A 17,672-nucleotide genomic window follows, 5' to 3' on the forward strand; every position below is an offset into this window, starting at 1 on the left:
TGCCGGTTGCCAGGAATAAAAATACCCGCCGGAAACCCAGGCGGGTATTTTTATGATGCAACGCTTTTATTTCTTTTTATAAATATCAGCCGTACCATGAATTTTATTTTCTGTCTGCCCGGACGTCAGCACCACCACATCCGCCCCTTTTTCATCCGCCTTTTTGATTAAATCTTCTCTGGCGTCCAGCGGCGACATTTCCCCAGTGGTGGAAATCGTGCCAATTTTCGTGTATTCGGAGGCGACTTTATCAAAGTCCGTTTTTTTCATGATTTCTGCGGCATAAACGTTTGTCACGACAAACGCTAATGCGCCAAACATAACCTTGTAGCCAGTTTTCATAGCAAAACCCTCGTTTTATTATTACGCCATCATCGCTTTATCAGAACAAAAAGGCCGTTCGGACTGATTAAATAAGTAGTGTAGATTGCTGGAAAAATCCAGTCAGCCCCCGTTCTGTCGGCGTAACAACGCGGCTTAAAACGCCCCTGCTTTGTGATCTCACTCGCAATCATCTGGTTTGACTATTAATAAGATGAACGTTATTTCTTGAGGCTAAGAGAAGAGTTGCCTATGGAGCCGTTTCATGCCGTTGTGCTTACCGTCAGTCTGTTTGTGTTAACCTTTTTTAATCCCGGCGCGAATCTGTTTGTGGTGGTGCAAACCAGCCTCGCATCAGGACGCCGGGCGGGAGTCATCACCGGCCTGGGCGTCGCCACGGGAGACGCCTTTTATTCCGGGCTGGGGCTTTTCGGTCTGGCGACGCTCATTACGCAATGCGAAGCGGTATTTTCTCTTATCAAAATTGTCGGCGGCGCCTATTTATTATGGTTCGCCTGGTACAGTATTCGCCACCAGGCGACGCCGCAAATGAGCACGCTCCAGACGCCGATTGCCGCCCCGTGGACAATTTTCTTTCGCCGGGGATTAATGACCGATTTATCCAATCCGCAAACCGTACTGTTTTTTATCAGTATTTTTTCCGTAACGCTTAGCGCAGAAACGCCCACATGGGCAAGGTTAATGGCCTGGGCCGGAATTGTGCTGTCATCCGTTATCTGGCGTATTTTTCTCAGCCAGGCCTTTTCGCTCCCCGCAGTCCGCCGCGCTTATGGACGAATACAGCGCATTGCCAGCCGTGTTATCGGCGCCATTATCGGGATGTTTGCGCTCAGACTTCTCTATGAAGGCGTGACGCACCGCTAATGTTTGCCCGGTAGCCTTTGCTACCGGACGATAAGCGTTATCAAAACGCCCATGAAACGCTGCCTACAATGCTACGCTCGGCACCAAAATAACAATAAGAGAGCGAATTACAGGCAGCGACATAGCGTTTGTCCGTCAGGTTATTTACGTTGAGCTGGGCGCCCAAGCCATTTAACCCAATGCTGGATAAATCATACCCAACCACCATATCGACCAGTGTATAGGACGGCAAGGTGTGGGTATTCAGGCGATCGCTGGTCACGCCGTTGACGTACCGGATGCCGGAGCCCAAAGTCAGCCCCTCTAACAGACCGCTTTTCACATCGTAGCTTAGCCAGGCGCTGGCCTGGTTCCGTGGAGCATAAACCGCGCGCTTACCCTGCTCTTGCGGGCTACTTTTCTTATAACGGATATCAGTATAGGTATACGCCGCCTGCAAACGGACGCTATCCGACAAATGGCTAATGGCCTCCAGTTCAACCCCTTTAGACTCAATTTCACCAATCGAGCGGTACGGATCGGTAGGTTCTTCTTTGGTCGCGATATTTGTCTGGTTAATACGATACACGGCGGCGCTAAACTGGCTATTCCCCCCCAGCGGTTCGTATTTTACCCCCGCCTCCCACTGCTTGCCTTTCATCGGTTCCAGCACATTGCCGTTTTCGTCGGCGAAGCTGGTCGGCGTAAACGCGGTAGAATAACTGAGATAGGGGGCGACGCCATTGTCGAACAGATAAAGCAACGCAGCACGGGTGCTGACGTTGTTTTTATCGAGATCGCTGCGTGAATCATGAAGTTTGTCGATGTTAGACACGCTGACCCGATCGTAACGACCGCCCAACGTAAAGCGCCAGCGATCCCATGACATCTGATCCTGTAAATAGTATCCGGTCTGCCGCAGCTTATGTTTTTCACGGCTATACAACGTAATGTAATCCGGCTGAGCGCCATAAACAGGGTTGAAAGCGTCAATCGGCGGAAACGCGCCATAATAGCCAGTAGTATGATTACTGCGATCCTGATAATCGATCCCCACCAGCAGACGATGATTAATCGCCCCGGTATCCACGCTGCCGTCGAGCTGATTATCCAGCGCGATAGCCGACATTTTCTCCCCGGAGCCGGAATAGCCGCGATTCAGCGCCGTTTCATTCAACCAACCTGCGGCATAGACCTGATTCAACGTCACTTTGGTATGCAAATAACGCAATTTTTGCCGTACCGACCAGCCGTTATCGAACAGATGCTCAATGTTATAACCCACCATATTTTCACGGCGATCGTATTTGTCGTAGTCATCTTCACCTTCAAAGAAAGTGTTAGAAATTTTTCCGCCGTTATAAGGTACAACCGTGCCTTGATAAGGCAGTCCGGAGTGGCTACCGCCTTCCGGATCACGGTGCAGATAGGCCATAAGATCAAGACGCGTCCGATCGGTAATTCGCCAGGTCAGGCTCGGCATCAGCGCATAACGTTCCTCTTTCAAGGGGGTAAACTGCGAATCGGCGTAACGTGTCATGCCGCTAAGACGCGCCGCCACACGTTCATTGTCATCCAGTGGGCCGGTCACATCAAAAGCCGCCCCGCGCTGGTTGTGATTGCCGGCAAACAGCTTCACCTCTCCCCCGGCATCAAACGCCGGTTTTCGCGACGTCAGCGCGACAATGCCGCCTGGCGATGAACGTCCATACAGAACGGACGCCGGGCCGCGTACCACCTCGATATCTTCCAGAAACCAGGGGTCAACCACCAACGAACTGTGCGAATTGGTGTCGCCCATCATTTTTAACCCGTCGAGATAGACGTTATCCAGACTACCGTCCGAAAAACCACGCAATACGATGTAATCAAAGCGGTTAGAGGCGCCTATCTGATTACTGTATACGCCTGGGGTGTAGCTGACCGCCTGACGCACGCTGGTTGCGCCCTGCTCTTCAAACTGCTGGCGGGTAATAATGGATACCGACTGCGGCGTTTCAATATCTGGCGTCGCCAGCTTAGTCGCGCCACTCTGAACGGGCGAGGTGACAATGACCGTATCATTTTTTGTGGTTTCCTGGGCAAAAAGAGGAAAAGTCGCGCCGCCGATAGCTCCGCCTATCAATAGCGCCATACGCGTTGTCGCAAACATGAACATCTCCAAAGGCATCTTTATTGTAAATAAGAATTATTACCTTTTAGAGATGACGGACCACTATGCGTAACGCCAGATTGCCTATGCGCAATGATAAAAAATCACCCAAAACGGCAGAAAACCGGGTTAGTAGCGGATATTACCGCTCTGGCGGAGCGCGTTACGCACAGTGTCGGGACGCCGTCAGAGACGCGTCACGCAGCTCGCCGGGCGAGCAGCCATAACGCCGACGAAATGCCGTCGCAAAGTTAGTGGCATGTTGATAGCCTGACATCCAGGCGGCCTGCTGCACGCTGTATCCCTCCATCAGATAACGACGCGCGCGCGCCAGGCGGCAATCGCGCAGATAATCAAACACGGTACACCCATAGGCATGGCGAAACTTGCACCGCAGGCTACTTGGACTCATTGCCGCCCGACGCGCCAGTTCGTTCAGCGTGTAGGCTTTTTCCGGCGTCTGCTCCAGTAAACGCCGAATGAGCTCCAGCCGCTGGTATTCACCGGTGACGGGAAGCCCGCGTTTTTGCGTTGCGGGCTGACATAGATTTAGCGCATAGCCCAGCAATTGCAGCATGATGCCTTCCAGCATTAACTGGCGTGACGCCGCATGAGGTCCGGGCTGCTGCGCATAGCGTAGCCCTGAAAGCAGAAACTCCGGCACCTGCCAGACCCTCGCCGAGGCTGCGCTATTTTCCCACTCGTCTGCCAGCGAGACAGGCAAACGCTCCCGCCATCCGCCGTCCGGGTACATTCCCAGCGACAAGGTGCGCAATTTACTGTCTGCGCCGTGATGGGCGCGTATCGTCTGCTGCTCACTCAGTTGCGAGCAAAACGCCATCCCCGCGCTCAACAAAAAGGTCTGCTCATTGACAGCCAGCGCGACGTTACCTTCCAGCACCACCAGCATATACAGCGGGCTGCTATGGCGAGAGGTGGTTTCATAAGGTTGTAACACGTGAACATCCGAGCGTGTAATGCAAATCCCGCCGGGAAGCGCTATCTCTTCGATATCGCCATGAAGTACGGGACTACTCTGCGTATACTGCGGTAACGCAGGGAAGCGGTAATCAATGCCATAACGCTCGCCAAACGCGATGAAGTCGCTGACGGAAAAGATCTTTTTCATCGCCGGGGCGGCGGAAGAGTGACAGGAGATCGGAGACATTATCAATACCGTTTATCTGCGTTATACCAGAGCGTTAGCCACTGTGTAACCATATCACTGCGGCCCGGGAACGACAATAAAGATGAGAATAATTATCAACCGCTGTTGAGGGGAGAGATAAGGCGAGCAAAGGTGATCGATAAACGCCGATCTGTCGATAAAAACGCGCTTTCGCGAGAGACGAAAGCGCGTCCGGGGAGTATCAGTCAGGAGCGAAATCCTGCGGAGGTCATGAGCAGTCTGAATAACATTCCGACGCCCGCCAGCAGAAGCACGCTGGCGCACCATATCGCGACCATCCATACGACTCGCCGCGACCATTTTTTCACTTTAACCATCAGTGATATCCCTCTCCATGTCGCACTTTTCCACGGAAGACGTAGTAGCTCCAGAAGGTATAAGCCAGAATAATCGGGATGATTATCAGCGCCCCAACCAGCATAAAGCTTTGACTTTGCGGCGGCGCGGCGGCGGCATACAGCGAAATATCCGGTGGAATAATATTCGGCCAAATACTGATGCCTAACCCGCTGAACCCCAGAAAAATCAGCCCTAGCGTGAGAATAAATGGACGCGCATGGGATTCTGGTTTTTTCACGCTGCGCCATAGCCAGATGCTAAAAGCCAGCACCAGCACAGGCACCGGCAGGAAGTAGTATAAATTGGGCAGCGTGAACCAGCGCTCGGCGATGTCGTCGTGGGTGAGCGGCGTCCACACGCTGACGCCTCCCATCACCAACAACAAGACGATCAACAACGGGCGCGACAGCGCGCACATCCGGCTATGCAGCGGATCTTCGCTTTTCATAATCAGCCAGGTAGCGCCCAGCAGCGCGTAGGTGACGACCAGACCGACGCCGCAGAACAGGTTAAACGGCGTCAGCCAGTCAAGCTGCGAACCGCTAAAGGTTCGCCCTTCCACCTGAAAACCGCTCACCACCGCCCCCACCACAACCCCCTGGGCAAAGGTCGCCAGGATTGACCCGACGATAAAGGATTTATCCCAGAACGCGCGATGCGACTCGGTGGCTTTAAAACGGAATTCAAAAGCGACGCCGCGAAAGATAAGACCAAGCAGCATAACCACCAGCGGGATAGTCAGCGCGTCGCTGATGACGGCGTAAGCCAACGGGAACGCGCCAAAAAGCCCGGCCCCGCCCAACACCAGCCAGGTTTCGTTCCCGTCCCATACCGGCGCGACCGAGTTCACCATAACATCGCGATCGTGTTTATCACGAATAAACGGAAACAGGATACCGACGCCCAGATCGAAACCATCCATCACGATATACATCAGCGTGGCGAACACGATAATAGCAAACCAGATAACCGGAAGATCGATGGTCATTCGCGTTTCTCCTGCTCAAGCGATTCTCCCACGGCAGAGATAGGACGCGCGGGTCTGCCATCGGTTTCAGCGGTCGGTGTCTCCGCCGGCTGCGGCCCTTTCTGGATAAGGCGAATCATATAAATATAGCCAACCCCAAAGACCAGGGAATAGACCACAAAGAAGGCCAGCAAACTGATGCTCATCTGCAAGGTGCTGTGCGCGGAAACCGCATCACGCGTTCGCAGCAGGCCATAGACCACCCACGGCTGACGTCCTACTTCAGTCGTCACCCATCCGGCAAGGATGGCGATAAGCCCGGACGGCCCCATCCACAGCGCAAAGTGCATAAAGGGCCGCGAATGATACAGTCGGCGTCGGTAGCGTAGCCACAGGCTGGCCAGCCCCAGGAAGATCATCAGTACGCCCATGCCCACCATCAGACGGAAAGACCAGAACACCACGGTAGAGTTGGGGCGATCCTCTTTGGGATAATCTTTTAGCGCAGGCACCTGTTTGTCCAGGCTATGCGTCAGGATCAGACTGCCCAACGCCGGGATCTCAAGCGCATAGCGGGTCCGTTCCGCCTCCATATCCGGCCAGCCTACCAGCGTAAGTGGCGTTGGCTCGCCGGGCGTATTTTCCCAGTGCCCCTCAATCGCGGCAATTTTGACCGGCTGATACTTCAGGGTGTTAAGGCCGTGCATATCGCCAATCAATGCCTGAACGGGCGCCACTACGACCGCCATCCATAACGCCATCGAGAACATACGGCGGATAGCCGGCGTATCGTTACCTTTCAGTAAATGCCAGGCTGCGGACGCGCCGACAAACATCGCGCTACTTAAAAACGCCGCAACGGACATATGCAACAGGCGATACGGGAACGACGGGTTGAAAATCACCGCGAACCAGTCCACCGGGACCACCTGACCGTTATGAATTTCAAATCCCTGCGGGGTATGCATCCAGCTGTTAGACGCCAGAATCCAGAACGTCGACATTAACGTGCCCAGCGCCACCATACAGGTAGACAAGAAATGCAGGCCCGGCCCGACTTTGTTCCAGCCAAAAAGCATCACGCCTAAGAATCCCGCTTCCAGGAAGAATGCGGTGAGCACTTCATAGGTTAATAAAGGCCCGGTGATACTGCCGGCGAACTGGGAGAAACCGCTCCAGTTCGTTCCGAACTGGTAAGCCATGACCAGACCGGAGACCACGCCCATCCCGAAGTTGACGGCAAAAATTTTGAGCCAGAACTGATAGAGCGAGCGCCAGACAGGATTACGCGTTTTTAGCCATAAACCTTCCAGTACCACCAGGTAACTGGCTAAGCCAATCGTAATCGCGGGGAAAATAATATGAAAAGAGACGGTAAAGGCAAACTGGAGTCTCGCTAAAAAGAAGGCATCAAACTCCATGTTCCCTCCCGTTTATATATAGTCACTTCGTGTAAAATATTCACTGTTCGCAACCAGGTTGAAACGAAACGGTTATTTCCCCAAACGTAAAAACGTCGGGGAATATCCAGATAAATTACGATTTTTTTTGCGGCTGGCTGTCAGGCTTATCGCCCGACTCTGGCGCTTCGGAGGGGTCGTCTTTTTCGACTGCGAAACGGTAGTATCTATTTAGCATAACATGTCTCCCTTAGTTACATTCAATTGGCAATATCTACCTGGCCGTTATAAAAATAACGGCAAAACAAAAAAACAGAGTCCTCAAGACTATTTGCAATTTCAGCAAAATACGCTTAGCTGAAAGTTAAGAATAGACGTAAAACGATAACCTTCAAGTCAACGCGGTTTACGGGACGGGGGATTAGTACAGGGAGAATGACCGCAACGCTCGCTGCGCGGCGGCCATTTTATATGGTCTATCAAAAAGATAACCGTTAAGGTCCATTCAAACCCGTTAGTTTGCCTTCCCCTCAATCAAGCCATTGATCGTAGAAAATACCGCCGGCGCGCTGGTCGCTTCCGCAAACTCGACATTGATATTTTGCCGACGCAGCATATCGAAGAATTTACGTTGCGCATCAAGAATAACCTGATCGCCTACGCGCATATTTTCTGCTTTAGTTTCAACCAGTAAATAAACGCTGTCGGCGTCCTGACGCTCAATACGGTACACAAAATCCGGCGTAGTAGAGCCACCCGTATATTTGGGGATCTGAATGGCCCGCTTAGGCAGTTTACCAAACACAGAAACCTGTTGCGGATAATCGTATTTTAATAGCGGCAATTCTGGATCGACGCTGTCATAACGCAACGGCGGTATTTGATAGAGAGAACGAGGATCGTCTATCGCATTCTCATCCACATTTTTCCCCACAATTTCAGCGCTAATCTCCTCTCTGAACTGCCGTGCCGTGGAATCAAATACCGACGTTGAAGCCTGAAAATCGAGAGGCAGATAATCGTGGCGCTGCGCAAAATGCGCATTAATCCGCGTCTGTAATGCGCGGGTCATATTGTCCAACGAGATCTCGCTTAAATAGCGTGAATCTCCGTGCAAAACATCACGCAGCATCGCCATTAACACCGGATGCAGGACGTTAACCGGCAGACTGGTGCGTAATGCCAGTTGCTTAAGAAAATGGCCATATTTCATGCCCGCCATAAATTCGCTGGCGGCTAATTCGCCTTCCCGCTGCGCCACTTCAAAACGGCCATTATCTTCATTCGATACCAGCCGTTGTTGCACCTGGCTTGGCTTCTGGCGTATATACAGCGCCGGATCGCGCAGCACCTCGGCGGCAATCTGTTCCAGAGAAGCGCTGCTACGCTCGAATTGCAGCATATAACGGCGGGAAAACTGCTCCCAGATACTGCTAAGTTGTTCCCAATTCTCTTTGCGTAACCTGACTCGCAGTCGGGAAGCGGGCTTATTGTCACGAATGCGATCCGCTCGCACCCGCGCCTGCGTCAGCTCAGGGTAGAACTCCAGTAGCCACGCAAAACCACTTTTGGTTTCCCCGTTAAGCGTGACGCTGGGTTTAAACTCATTACTCCGGTTGATCAGTTTTTTATCATCCAGATCTTCCAGCAAACGAAGCTCCGTAAACGCAGGATCGACTTTTTGTCGCTCGGTGACGATGAGTGTGATCATCGCCTCATCCAGTTTCTGCTCGTTAAGCTGAACTTTGCTGTCGCGATTAATCTCATCAACCAGCATACTGGCAAACGCTTTTTCATCATAACCAATCAGAAACGACAGTCGGGACGGCCACTCTTCCTGATGAACGCGATGGCCGTTTTCATCTACCGGTAGCCGCAGGCCGCGCCCCACTTCCTGAATTTTGCTCGACTCGCTACCGGAAGAACGTAATTTAGCAATGACAAAAACATTCGGGTTATCCCAGCCTTCGCGAAGCGTCCATTTTGAAAACAGAAAGCGGCGCGTTTCCCAGTTGCCGTGATGGTCTGAAAAACTGAGCAACTTCTCTTTATTTTTCAGAATATCATCTACCTCAGCCTGGATCGCCTCATCGCCGCTTCCGCGGTCTTCGCCAAAGTAACCAGCGTGGACGTTTTGGTTATCCGAGTGCAGGCTGGCGAGCGTGGCCTGCAGAAACGACAGATACTCCACTTCTCGCGGCAGGGTCTTGCGCTGATAATCGTCAATCAGTTGCGTCAGTTTCTTTTTCAGCAAACGCTCAAAAGTGACTTTCAACCAGCCTTCGTCATCACGATAGCTTTTAATACTGTCAATAAAGAAAAGGCTTAAGGTCTTAATACGCGGGGCATTATTTTCTGGCTCATTGCTGCGTAAGAAATTTGCCTGCTCGGTATCAAAATGCTTATCAATGGCTTCCTGAATAATCAGTTCCTGGTAGCTCGCGCCAAAGGTTCCTGGCACCAGCGCCATCCCTGCCTCCAGCTCCAGATCGTTCGACAACATTTTACTGCCGGCATATTCGATACTGCCTTCAAATCCTGCATCGACATCGGCGAGATTTTCGCCCACTCCAACCTCGGCAATTTTGCTCCCCCGTCGGAGGATTAATTTCTTTGCCGTGACGCTGTCAACGATATAACGATTGTTGGCCTGTTCTTCGGGGAGATTCGGGTAATAAATATCAATACCTTTCACCAAACCATCGTTAAAACTGTCCACCGCGTTGAGATCAAACTGCGGTTGCCGGCGATAGTAATCTTTACGTACACATTTATTTTTACCCTTACCTTCGACAATATCCGGGAAGGTAGCGCCAAAGCGGACGATCATTTGCGGCTGAATAGCCTGAATCGCTCGATAAAATTTGTTATCTCGCGCAAAACGATGCGGTTCATCAATAATGACCACCGGTCGCGTCATTTGCAGCCCTTTAACAGGCGACGTCAGCCCGCCCAGTAGCGTTTGATCGTAATCGTCTCGCGTCATACTGGCGGAATTGAGCATTTGCGCATTGATCAGCAAAACCTGAATCGTATGGCTATCACGACGGCTGGCATCAGTAAAACTTAATAGCTGGGCCGGAAAATTTTTACGCCCCGACTTTACTTTAAAATCACCGGCGTTAATGGTGCAAAGTTCCATCCGCGTATTTTCGTAGAACTGTGAAAAATGCTGTCTGGCGTAATCGCTGGTGATAAAGTTCCGCGCGCCTTCTTTAATGGCTGGCGTCGGCACCACCAGCACAAATTTGAAGAGGCCGTAGTTCTGATGCAGTTCATACATCAACCGGGTATAGACATAGGTTTTGCCCGTCCCGGTCTCCATTTTAACGTCAATATTGGCCTTATCGTCGTAACGTTCCTTAATCAGCGGATTAGCATAGTGATTATGATCGGCCTGCGCGTGATCGATACCGGTGAAACTCGCCAGAATCGCCGCTAACGCCTGTTCCTGATGGGGAAGTTCTTCCAGTAAAATATTCATCATCATCCCCTCTTAATAACGCTTCACCAGGTTCACTTTTTGATCAAGCTGTTTTAAGCCGATTTCCAGTTCACGAATGGATTCAAGGTCGAAAGAGTAGCCGTAAATGACAATAGTCTGAACCGGAAGCTGATGCGTACCAATGTGGTTGAGAAGATCGCGGGTCTGCTCTGTTCCCCATCGTTCATCAATCAGATACAGGCGCGTATTATCAACATACCTGGCGCAATAGCCGGAAAAATCAACGGTCTGTACGTCAATATCCATTTTATAACCATCGGCGACCAGCCATGTCGTTAATAAGGTCTCTTCGCCGCTTGCGCCGCCCGGCACGCCCAATCCTCTGGCGGAAAAAGGATTGATCATGTCGGTAAATCCTGACTCGGTGAAAGCGGCCAGTTGACCGCTGGTATTGATAAAATGGCCGGTAGCAATATCGAAGCTATCCAGATCGTCCAGCGTCTGCTGTGTCGGAGTGGCAAAACGATAATGTTTAAAACCGAGGTCGCTATTGGCCGCGGGATTGTTGGCGCGGATCTTCGCCGCAACGCGTGTAATTCGCTCGCGGCTGATTTCATCAATAGTGTTATAACCTGCTTTTTTCGCGATAGTGTTATTGCTTAATGCCTGATCGATAGTACACAGAATAAACGTGCGCTGCCCCCCATCTTCTTCATTCAGCGCCATTACCGCATGGGCCGTAGTGCCGGAACCGGCAAAAAAGTCCAGAACGACGCCGTCTTTATCGATAGCGAGCTTGATGATTTTCTTCAATAATGCGGTCGGTTTCGGCGTATCAAAAACGTTGTCGCCGAAGAGATCCAGAATCTCCTTTTTCCCCTCTTTATTCGACGCTACGTTATCCCAGTAATTGGTCGTTGGCTGCCCCTTACTGTGATGCGCGTACATGACTCGCTGGGGAATACCGCCGTTATCTTTGCCAAAATAGACCAGATTATCGGCCACCAGTTTTTGATAACTGGCTTCAGGATAAGCCCATAGTCTTTCGTGTACCGTACCGTTCGGCGTGGTAATTTTATAGGTATAGCCGCCGCCGCTCAGCCCTTTTGACACCGTTAACGGCACCGGTCGCCATTTCCCTTCTGGAAACTGTTCGGTCGGTTCTTTATAGGATTTCTGAATATACTCTTTAGAAAGCGGTTCTAAACGTAAAGCGCCCTGACCGGTTTTGGCGTAAACAAGAATGTATTCCCCCTGGATGGAAACGTTATCAGAGTCGTTAGAAATCTCTTTTTTGCGCTTCCACATCACATTGGTGACAAATCCGCCTTCGCCAAAAATCTCATCCATCATTAATTTAAGATTGGCGTACTCATTATCGTCGATAGAGATAAAAATAAATCCGGTATCTTTCAGGAGCTTCCTGGCCAGGAAAAGACGCGGATACATGAAAGATAACCACGCGGAGTGCGTCGATTTACCCTGAATGGATTTTAAACGTGCCAGTTCAGTATCATTAAGACCAAACATATCCTGCAACGCCCGATCGCTATATTCAAAATGATCGGGGTAGACAAACCCGTCCGATCCGGTGTTATAAGGGGGATCGATATAGATCATATCGACGGTATCGGCGTAATTATTTTGCAGATGGCGTAACACATCCAGATTATCTCCGGTCAGAAAAAGATTATGGCTGTTTTTATTTTCTGCCAGAGTATTGTGTTCCACGTCAGGAACGATAACGGTAACGGATTTTTCACCCGCCTGTTTTTTTGCGTAATCTTTACCAATAAAATCAATCTGATAACCGCTAGTCAGCTCATCAATATTACGCGCTTTCAGCGCGCGCTCAAATTTGGCGAGATCAAATCCGCCTTTCGCGATCAGTTCGCCCTGCTCGTTATAGCGATCGGCGGTAAAAAATTCCGGTAATGCACGTTGTAACTCAGACAGAAAGGCGCTATTCGGGGCAACAGACTCGTTGTGTTTTTGGTTATCTTTCAACATGATATCTTCGCTCCGTTGACAATTTTAAGGTCCAACAATCAATTTCTTATAAAGAAAAAAGTAAGCGATGATTGTAATGGTCACGAAAGGCAGATGCCATCATTAACCTTTGTTGTTCGTTGAAAGGACGTGAAAACCACGGGAGGAAGGCGTACTCCCGGCGACAGTATGCGCCAGGAGCGTAGTGTTTACGTGCGATGACCGATGGCCGACTCCGGGAGGGCGTCGCTATCTGTACCGGAGATGACGACTCCCCGGGTCTCGCGACCAAATGCCACAAATACACAGATTAAAATAGCCACCGCGCCAGCCACGATCGCCATTGCCAACCCGTAATTTCCACCATGCGTTTCCGCGATGCGGGCCTGTAACGTCGCATTAACCGACGCCAGTAAATTACCCAGTTGGTAAACAAACCCTGGCAGTACGGCGCGCGCATTCGCCGGAACCAACTCGTTCAGCCAGGTCGGCACGACACCCCAGGCGCCCTGCACCATAAACTGCATCAGGAACGCGCCCAGGCCAATCGTGAATGATCCGCTGGAAAATGCCCATAGCGGGAGTACCGGGAGCGCAAGAAAGGCGGCGATCATGATCGCTTTTTTACGCCCAATACGTTCCGATAGCGTACCGTAGAAAATACCGCCGAGCATCGCGGCAATGTTATAAAAAATCGCAATGATACTGATCAGATGCGGATCAAAACCATGCTGCATCTTCAGGAAGGTAGGATACAGATCCTGCGTGCCGTGACTGAAAAAGTTAAAGAACGCCATGACCAGCACCAGATACAGACACAACTTCCACTGTTTGCGCAGAACAGGAAGCAGCGCGGTATTCTCTTTACGCGCTCTGGCCGCCAGCCAGACGGGGGATTCCGGCACTTTAAACCAGATATAAGGCAGCAAGACAACAGGCAGGGCGCCAATCAGGAACATGCCGCGCCAGCCTACCATACTGTAGAAGAGGCCAAAAATAACCGAGGCGAACAGATAGCCGCAGGGATAGCCCGCCTGAAAAATGCCCGACATCAGGCCACGCGAACGATCGGGAATGGTTTCCATCGCCAGTGATGACGCGACGCCCCATATCCCGCCCATCGCCACGCCGTACATGACCCGAAAAATCAGAAATGCCATGAAGGTGGGCGACCAGGCGGAAAGCAGTTCAAACACCGTAAAGAACAGAATATTGAGCATCAGTATCGGTCGACGTCCGTACTTTTCCGCCATTCGACCAAATAGCAGCGCGCCAATGGGACGTACCGCCAGGGTCAGCATAATCGCAATGGAAACGTCCGATACGGAAGCGTGAAACCATTCGGCGAGATCGCTAAGTACAAAGACAAGGATAAAGAAATCAAACGCATCCAGCATCCAACTGGTAAAGCTGGCAAACGCCACATGTCGTTGTGTCGTCGTCCAGTTCAGGGGGGTGTACATAGGTAGTGTCCTGCATCAAAAAATAACATCAAGCTTTGAAGCGGCGAAACGCTGGAGCGCTCCCGTCGTCAAAGCGACGTAACAAGGTAGCGTTGCGCTACTTATTTGTTATCTTTTTGTATATAGCAGGTAAAATGTTAGCAAAAATAGACAAATCATTACATATTATTAACAAGGCTTACTGGCACATGATTTGTCACAGTTTTTATGGGGATTATCTCATGCAAAGAAAAGCGAAGCGTGGCTAGCGTATCGCGACCGGCCTGTCGCCAGACCGATCGCCATTGACGATTACCTTTCGCGCGGCGGGAAACCGGCCTTTTGCAGGGCGGCGGCAATCTGCTCCGCGGATAGCGACGTTTCAACGTCAACCAGACGCGTCGCCGGGTCAGTTCTCACCGTCGCATTAGCATCGAGAGTCAGAATCGTCTTTTTTACCGTACTGGCGCAGCCGCCGCAGGTCATGTCATCAATATGGAACTGCATGGTGAACTCCTTTTGTGTGGGAACTGTTGCCAGTCTGGGCCTTGCCAGTGTTGGAAGGTCAAGCGTAATCTCAGGACTTACAGACGCTTTGCCAGTCCATGGCGACGAGGACGGCGCAATACCGCTCCGGTACGCGCCTCCGGCTCGCTATCGTCAGGTTGTCCAAGCGTATGCAGAATGGGGCAATCTGGCAGCGCGTCGCCGGCGCAGCAGTGAATCAGCGCTTTGAGGGTTTGCGCCATGTGCTGCATGTTCTGGATACGTCTGTCCAGTTCATCAATGTGCGTCTGCGCCAGGCGTTTGACGTCAGCGCTTTGCCGCGACTGGTTATTCCAAAGATTCAGTAAGTCGCTGATTTCAGCAACTGAAAAGCCGAGATCGCGCGCGCGGCGTATAAAATGCAATTGATTAACATCAGCCTGGGTATAGGCCCGATAGCCGGAATCCGTCCGACTTGCCGCGGGAATCAGACCAATCTGTTCATAGTAGCGAATCATTTTGGCCGAAACTTTCGATGCTTTAGCTGCTTTACCGATGTTCATGACGCTCCTCCTCATGTCGTGGATGTGTCGGATGGGGTTGCCATCGGCGCCCGGAAACGGCGCAGCCGCAAAGCGTTGCCCAGCACGAACACGCTCGACATCGCCATCGCCCCTGCGGCGAATACCGGGGACAATAATATGCCCCAGACCGGAAATAGCGCGCCTGCCGCGACAGGAATCAGCGCCGTATTGTAAGCAAAGGCCCAGAACAGATTCTGGTGGATATTGCGGATGGTCGCTTTAGACAGCGCGATAGCATTCGGCACGCCTTGCAGGTTGCCGGACATTAGTACGACGTCGGCGGATTCCACCGCCACATCGGTGCCGGTGCCAATCGCCAGCCCCACGTCGGACTCCGCCAGCGCTGGCGCATCGTTGATGCCATCGCCGACAAACGCCACCTGCCCATACGCCGCTTTCAGGCGCCGTATCGCCTCGACTTTCCCTTCTGGCAATACCTCGGCGACCACGTCATCAATTCCTAACTGTCTGGCGATAGCCTGTGCCGTGCGGGCATTATCGCCAGTGATCATGGCGACCTTAATCCCGAGCTGATGTAAAGCGTTAATTGCGGCGGGTGTGCTGGGTTTGATCGGATCGGCCACGGCGATAATCGCCGCCAGTTGACCGTCAATAGCCGCATAGAGCGGCGATTTCCCTTCCTGCCCTAACCGTTCGGCGGTGGTGGCGAAGCCGCTAATATCCACGCCAATTTCGCGCATATAGCGATCGGCCCCCACGTCAACACGCGTACCGTCAACGGTAGCGTATACGCCCATCCCGGTCACCGATTCGAAGCCGTTCATGCCTGGTAGCGCGATCCCTTCCTCTTCTGCCGACACGACAATCGCACGGGCAATCGGATGCTCTGAACGCGATTCTACCGCCGCGACTTTCGCCAGCACCTCACGGCGCTCAAAGCCGCTGGCCACGTCGAGATCGGTCAGTACCGGGCGGCCTTCGGTAAGCGTCCCGGTTTTGTCTACGGCCACCACCTTAGCGTCTTTGAGTAGCTGTAACGCCTCCCCCTTACGGAAAAGCACGCCCATTTCCGCCCCACGACCGGTTCCCACCATAATAGAGGTCGGCGTCGCCAGGCCCATCGCGCAAGGACAGGCGATAATCAGAACCGCAACGCCATTGATTAGAGCGAAAGTCAGCGCTGGCGACGGCCCAAACGCCAGCCATACCACAAAGGTCAGCGCAGCAATAAGCATCACCATCGGGACAAACCACAGCGTCACTTTATCCACGACGGCCTGAATCGGCAGTTTTGAACCCTGCGCCTGTTCCACCAAACGAATGATTTGCGCCAGCATGGTCTGTCCGCCGACGGCGGTCGCCCGCAGCGTGAGCGCGCCTTTTTGGTTTACGGTACCGCCCACCACCGCGCTTCCTGCGGATTTCTCTACCGGTATCGGTTCGCCGGTAATCATCGACTCGTCAACGAAGCTGCGGCCTTCGGTCACTTCGCCGTCAACCGGTATCCGCTCGCCTGGCCGAACCTCCACACAGTCTCCCAGCACAACCTCGTCGACAGGGATATCCACGATGCGGCCCTCGCGTAACACATGCGCGACCCGCGCCTGTAGCCCCACCAGACGTTTAATCGCTTCGGAAGTCCGCCCCTTCGCCCTTGCCTCCAGAAAGCGCCCCAGCAGAATAAGCGCGACAATCACTGCGGCGGCCTCGTAATAGACGTTTACCGTCCCTTCAGGCAGCAGGTCGGGCGTAAAGGTCGCCACCAGCGAGTAGCCGAACGCCGCTGCGGTTCCTACGGCGACCAGCGAGTTCATGTCCGGCGCCAGACGCGCCAGCGCCGGGAACCCTTTAAGGTAAAAACGGCGACCGGGGATCGTCAGCACCAACAGGGTCAGTGCAAATTGCCAGTACCAGCTTTGTTGCAGGCCAATCGTTTTTATCACCCACTCGTGCATACCAGGAATAAGGTGCGAGCCCATTTCGAGCACAAAAACGGGGAGCGCCAGCACGCTGGCGAGAATCAGATCGCGCTTCAGCCTGACGCGCTCGGCCTCTTTTTTCTCTTCAGAGTCGTCTTCGCCCTGCCCCGCCGTCTCTACCGGTCGCGCCTCATACCCCGTTTTTTCAATCGCCGCGATCACCGCCTCCGCCGACGCCGTCCCGCGGACGGTGGCGCGCTCCGTCGCCAGATTCACCGTAGCGTCCGTTACGCCAGGCACAGCCTTAATACCTTTTTCAACGCGAGCGACGCACGACGCGCAGGTCATACCTTCAATAAGTAAGCTTATCGTGTCGTGACGATTTTCTGACTGACTCATGACGACTTCCCCATCCTGACTATTCGGTATCAGAAAGCCTAAAGCTTGCCATTGTGGGAAGGTCAAGCGTATTCAGGCTGCACGGTTCGGCGAGAATGTGAGATGGCTCATAAAAGAGGATGATGCGAGACATTTACGCCACGATGCCGACCTACGTCCCGTAAAAACCCGCCAGGAACGCTTGACCTTTCCTTCGTTGTAACGCCTAGCCTTTG

Annotated in this window: 14 protein-coding genes and 1 pseudogene; 1 reads left to right on the top strand and 14 read right to left on the bottom strand. The window is 52.4% G+C overall.

Features of this window, described 5'->3' with window-relative positions:
• Positions 1 to 66: 66 nt before the first annotated feature.
• The gene (gene yahO / locus ACLJZ5_RS06840; protein ID WP_024798169.1) at positions 67 to 342 is read right to left on the bottom strand and encodes a DUF1471 family periplasmic protein YahO; all 276 of its coding nucleotides are present in this window, start codon (positions 340 to 342) and stop codon (positions 67 to 69) included.
• A 231-nt stretch (positions 343 to 573) separates the two neighbouring features.
• On the opposite strand from yahO, the gene ACLJZ5_RS06845 reads away from it, so the two are divergent.
• Positions 574 to 1,206: a LysE family transporter gene (locus tag ACLJZ5_RS06845; RefSeq protein ID WP_024798170.1), complete on the top strand. Its 633-nt coding sequence runs from the start codon at positions 574 to 576 to the stop codon at positions 1,204 to 1,206.
• A 40-nt stretch (positions 1,207 to 1,246) separates the two neighbouring features.
• Here the strand turns inward: ACLJZ5_RS06845 and foxA are convergent, their stop codons facing one another.
• From foxA to golT, 13 genes and pseudogenes are all read right to left on the bottom strand, one after another.
• Positions 1,247 to 3,355 (bottom strand): ferrioxamine B receptor FoxA, encoded by a 2,109-nt coding sequence (gene foxA, locus ACLJZ5_RS06850; RefSeq protein ID WP_116526378.1) that lies wholly within the window; start codon positions 3,353 to 3,355, stop codon positions 1,247 to 1,249.
• Between the two features lie 145 nt (positions 3,356 to 3,500).
• Positions 3,501 to 4,505 carry a ferrioxamine uptake transcriptional regulator FoxR gene (foxR, locus tag ACLJZ5_RS06855; protein ID WP_000074601.1) on the bottom strand — a complete coding sequence of 335 codons (1,005 nt, stop codon included), beginning with the start codon at positions 4,503 to 4,505 and terminating at the stop codon, positions 3,501 to 3,503.
• 95 nt (positions 4,506 to 4,600) lie between these two features.
• Positions 4,601 to 4,793, bottom strand: a pseudogene (locus ACLJZ5_RS06860) (hypothetical protein).
• Positions 4,712 to 4,897 (bottom strand): DUF2474 domain-containing protein, encoded by a 186-nt coding sequence (locus tag ACLJZ5_RS06865; RefSeq protein WP_305954967.1) that lies wholly within the window; start codon positions 4,895 to 4,897, stop codon positions 4,712 to 4,714. The pseudogene ACLJZ5_RS06860 and the gene ACLJZ5_RS06865 overlap by 82 nt, the downstream one beginning before the upstream one ends.
• A complete protein-coding gene (gene cydB, locus ACLJZ5_RS06870; RefSeq protein ID WP_024798172.1) occupies positions 4,843 to 5,853 on the bottom strand; it encodes a cytochrome d ubiquinol oxidase subunit II in 1,011 nt (336 codons plus the stop codon). The genes ACLJZ5_RS06865 and cydB overlap by 55 nt, the downstream gene beginning before the upstream one ends.
• Complete coding sequence (locus ACLJZ5_RS06875; protein WP_001749091.1) at positions 5,850 to 7,253, bottom strand: cytochrome ubiquinol oxidase subunit I; 1,404 nt, start codon at positions 7,251 to 7,253, stop codon at positions 5,850 to 5,852. The genes cydB and ACLJZ5_RS06875 overlap by 4 nt, the downstream gene beginning before the upstream one ends.
• Before the next feature lie 115 nt (positions 7,254 to 7,368).
• Positions 7,369 to 7,470: a small effector SsaA gene (gene ssaA / locus ACLJZ5_RS06880; protein WP_000934834.1), complete on the bottom strand. Its 102-nt coding sequence runs from the start codon at positions 7,468 to 7,470 to the stop codon at positions 7,369 to 7,371.
• A gap of 276 nt (positions 7,471 to 7,746) precedes the next feature.
• Positions 7,747 to 10,719 (bottom strand): type III restriction-modification system endonuclease, encoded by a 2,973-nt coding sequence (locus ACLJZ5_RS06885; protein WP_077914072.1) that lies wholly within the window; start codon positions 10,717 to 10,719, stop codon positions 7,747 to 7,749.
• 9 nt (positions 10,720 to 10,728) lie between these two features.
• Entirely contained in the window at positions 10,729 to 12,687 is a 1,959-nt protein-coding gene (locus ACLJZ5_RS06890) for a site-specific DNA-methyltransferase (protein ID WP_023202224.1), read from the bottom strand.
• A 188-nt stretch (positions 12,688 to 12,875) separates the two neighbouring features.
• A complete protein-coding gene (locus ACLJZ5_RS06895) occupies positions 12,876 to 14,129 on the bottom strand; it encodes an MFS transporter (RefSeq protein ID WP_000288502.1) in 1,254 nt (417 codons plus the stop codon).
• Positions 14,130 to 14,420: 291 nt separating this feature from the next.
• Positions 14,421 to 14,615 carry a gold resistance metallochaperone GolB gene (gene golB / locus ACLJZ5_RS06900; protein ID WP_001159470.1) on the bottom strand — a complete coding sequence of 65 codons (195 nt, stop codon included), beginning with the start codon at positions 14,613 to 14,615 and terminating at the stop codon, positions 14,421 to 14,423.
• Positions 14,616 to 14,692: 77 nt separating this feature from the next.
• A complete protein-coding gene (gene golS / locus ACLJZ5_RS06905) occupies positions 14,693 to 15,157 on the bottom strand; it encodes an Au(I) sensor transcriptional regulator GolS (protein ID WP_001020583.1) in 465 nt (154 codons plus the stop codon).
• An 11-nt stretch (positions 15,158 to 15,168) separates the two neighbouring features.
• Positions 15,169 to 17,457 carry a gold/copper-translocating P-type ATPase GolT gene (gene golT, locus ACLJZ5_RS06910; protein ID WP_000083309.1) on the bottom strand — a complete coding sequence of 763 codons (2,289 nt, stop codon included), beginning with the start codon at positions 17,455 to 17,457 and terminating at the stop codon, positions 15,169 to 15,171.
• Positions 17,458 to 17,672: the final 215 nt, after the last annotated feature.

Source organism: Salmonella sp. 5800 (assembly GCF_046558195.1).
Classification (GTDB): domain Bacteria; phylum Pseudomonadota; class Gammaproteobacteria; order Enterobacterales; family Enterobacteriaceae; genus Salmonella; species Salmonella enterica.

Excerpts from the sequence above, each read along its gene's own strand:
- yahO (WP_024798169.1), bottom strand. The coding sequence starts at position 342 with ATGAAAACTGGCTACAAGGTTATGTTTGGCGCATTAGCGTTTGTCGTG.
- ACLJZ5_RS06845 (WP_024798170.1), top strand. The coding sequence starts at position 574 with ATGGAGCCGTTTCATGCCGTTGTGCTTACCGTCAGTCTGTTTGTGTTA.
- foxA (WP_116526378.1), bottom strand. The coding sequence starts at position 3,355 with ATGCCTTTGGAGATGTTCATGTTTGCGACAACGCGTATGGCGCTATTG.
- foxR (WP_000074601.1), bottom strand. The coding sequence starts at position 4,505 with ATGTCTCCGATCTCCTGTCACTCTTCCGCCGCCCCGGCGATGAAAAAG.
- cydB (WP_024798172.1), bottom strand. The coding sequence starts at position 5,853 with ATGACCATCGATCTTCCGGTTATCTGGTTTGCTATTATCGTGTTCGCC.
- ACLJZ5_RS06875 (WP_001749091.1), bottom strand. The coding sequence starts at position 7,253 with ATGGAGTTTGATGCCTTCTTTTTAGCGAGACTCCAGTTTGCCTTTACC.
- ssaA (WP_000934834.1), bottom strand. The coding sequence starts at position 7,470 with ATGCTAAATAGATACTACCGTTTCGCAGTCGAAAAAGACGACCCCTCC.
- ACLJZ5_RS06885 (WP_077914072.1), bottom strand. The coding sequence starts at position 10,719 with ATGATGAATATTTTACTGGAAGAACTTCCCCATCAGGAACAGGCGTTA.
- ACLJZ5_RS06890 (WP_023202224.1), bottom strand. The coding sequence starts at position 12,687 with ATGTTGAAAGATAACCAAAAACACAACGAGTCTGTTGCCCCGAATAGC.
- ACLJZ5_RS06895 (WP_000288502.1), bottom strand. The coding sequence starts at position 14,129 with ATGTACACCCCCCTGAACTGGACGACGACACAACGACATGTGGCGTTT.
- golB (WP_001159470.1), bottom strand. The coding sequence starts at position 14,615 with ATGCAGTTCCATATTGATGACATGACCTGCGGCGGCTGCGCCAGTACG.
- golS (WP_001020583.1), bottom strand. The coding sequence starts at position 15,157 with ATGAACATCGGTAAAGCAGCTAAAGCATCGAAAGTTTCGGCCAAAATG.
- golT (WP_000083309.1), bottom strand. The coding sequence starts at position 17,457 with ATGAGTCAGTCAGAAAATCGTCACGACACGATAAGCTTACTTATTGAA.